The 2,230-nt window shown below is 69.2% G+C and carries 2 protein-coding genes; both read left to right on the forward strand.

Translation table 11 applies throughout. From position 1 onward, the window contains the following. Positions 1 to 74: 74 nt before the first annotated feature. A complete protein-coding gene (locus ACWD26_RS44035; RefSeq protein WP_451279392.1) occupies positions 75 to 1,358 on the forward strand; it encodes an NAD(P)/FAD-dependent oxidoreductase in 1,284 nt (427 codons plus the stop codon). Positions 1,359 to 1,486: 128 nt separating this feature from the next. Then, positions 1,487 to 2,230: lyase family protein (locus ACWD26_RS44040; RefSeq protein WP_451279394.1), on the forward strand; the 744-nt coding region annotated here is incomplete at its 3' end.

Consider the following 2,230-nt stretch of genomic DNA (forward strand, 5'->3'; position numbering starts at 1 on the left):
CCTGCCGAAGCTCCTCGGCTGCTGACCGACGGCGCAACCGGCGAAACAGACCGAGAACACAGAGGACGCACGCCATGAAGCAGATCCCCTACTGGATGGACACAGCCCCCGCCCTGCCCGACCGTTCCGGGAAGGACCTGCCCGACGAGGCGGATGTGGTGGTGATCGGCGGCGGCCTCACCGGCCTGTCCACCGCTTACCACGCCGCTCGCAAGGGTGCCCGGGTCGTCCTCGTCGAGAAGGACCAGGTCGGTTCGGGCGCCTCCGGGCGCAACGGCAGCCACTGCAACCCCGGCATCACCATCAGCCCGGCCCAGGCCCGCCAGCGCTACGGGCAGGAACGTGCTCGCGAGCTCTACGACGCGTTCCGCGTCGCAGTGGACCTCGTCGAGGAGATCGCGGCCAAGGAGAACATCGACTGCGACTTCCACCGTGCCGGGCGCCTCGGCTTGGTCTGCAAGCCCAAGCACCTCGAGGGCATGCACGCCAAGCAGCGCGACCTGGCCGAGAACTTCGGCCACGAGACGGTCGTCCTGAGCAAGAGCGAGCTGCGCGCCGAGCTGGGCTCGGACTACTACCACGGCGCCCTGCTCGACCCGCTCGGCGCAGCCCTGCACGTGGGCAAGTTCGTCGTCGGCCTGGCGGACGCCGCCGAGCGTGCCGGTGCCGGGATCCACGAGCGCAACGCCGCCACCGGCCTCACCCGCCTCCCTGGCGGCGGCTTCGTGGTGGAGACCATGCGCGGCACCATCCGTGCCAAGCAGGTCATGGCGGCGACGGACGCCTACACCGACCAGTCGATGCCGTGGTTCCGCAAGCGGCTGATCAACGTCGGCAGCTTCATCATCGTCACCGAGCCGCTGGGGGAGGCGCGCGCCAAGGAGCTCATCCCCAACGGCCGCCTGCTGGTCGCCCACAAGAACGTCGGCAACTACATCCGTCTCACCCCCGACAACCGCCTCGCCTTCGGCGGCCGGGCCCGCTTCGCCCCCTCCAACCCGGCGTCCGACGTCAAGAGCGGAGACATCCTCAAGCGGGAGATGACCGAGATCTTCCCGCAGCTGGCGGGGGTGCGCATCGACTACGTGTGGGGTGGCATGGTCGGCTTCTCCTGGGACCGCATTCCGCACGCGGGCGAGGAGAACGGCCTGTACTACTCCATGGGTTACTGCGGCCACGGCGTCCAGATGGCCACGTACATGGGCCGCGCGGTCGCCGAGATGATGGACGGCAACCCCGAGGCCAACCCGATGCGCGGCTTCGGCTTCCCGAAGGTGCCCGTCCCCTTCTACAACGGCACTCCCTGGTTCCTGCCGTTCGGCGGCGCCTACTACAAGGCGAAGGACAAGCTGCTCTGATCCGACGCCGGCGGTGACACCGCGGGGACTTTCCACGAAGCGGTCGTGGGAAGTCCCCGCGGTGTCACCGCCGCCTCCCCACCCCGTACTCCACGCCCGACCCGCTCCGAGAGAAGGCCCGCACTCCGATGACCGCCGCCGCAGCCACCCGCAGCGAGCACGACCTTCTCGGTGACCGTGACGTCCCCGCCGAGGCGTACTGGGGCATTCACACCCTGCGCGCCATGGAGAACTTCCCCATCACCGGCACCCCGATCTCCGCCTACCCGAACCTGATCGAGGCCCTGGCGGCCGTGAAGGAGGCCGCCGCCCGCGCCAACGAGGAACTCGGCCTGCTGGAGCCCCGCAAGGCAGCCGTGATCATCGAGGCGTGCCGCGAGATACGCGACGGCAAGCTGCACGACCAGTTCGTGGTCGACGTGATCCAGGGCGGCGCGGGCACGTCGACCAACATGAACGCCAACGAGGTCGTCGCCAACCGGGCGTTGGAGCTGCTGGGCCACGAGAAGGGCCAGTACGCGTACCTGCACCCCAACGAGGACGTCAACCTCGGCCAGTCCACCAACGACGTCTACCCGACCGCCGTCAAGATCGCGACCGTCTACGCGGTGCACGCCCTGCTCAGGGCCATGTCCGTGCTCCAGGACGCCTTCGCCGCCAAGTCGGTCGAGTTCCGCGAGGTCCTGAAGATGGGCCGTACCCAGCTCCAGGACGCCGTGCCCATGACGCTCGGTCAGGAGTTCTCGGCGTACGCGGTGATGCTGGACGAGGACAGGGGCCGGCTCGCCGAGGCGGTCGAGCTGGTCCATGAGATCAACCTGGGCGCCACCGCGATCGGCACCGGACTCAACGCGCCCGCCGGGTACGCCGAG

It is taken from the genome of Streptomyces sp. NPDC002787, from assembly GCF_053592095.1.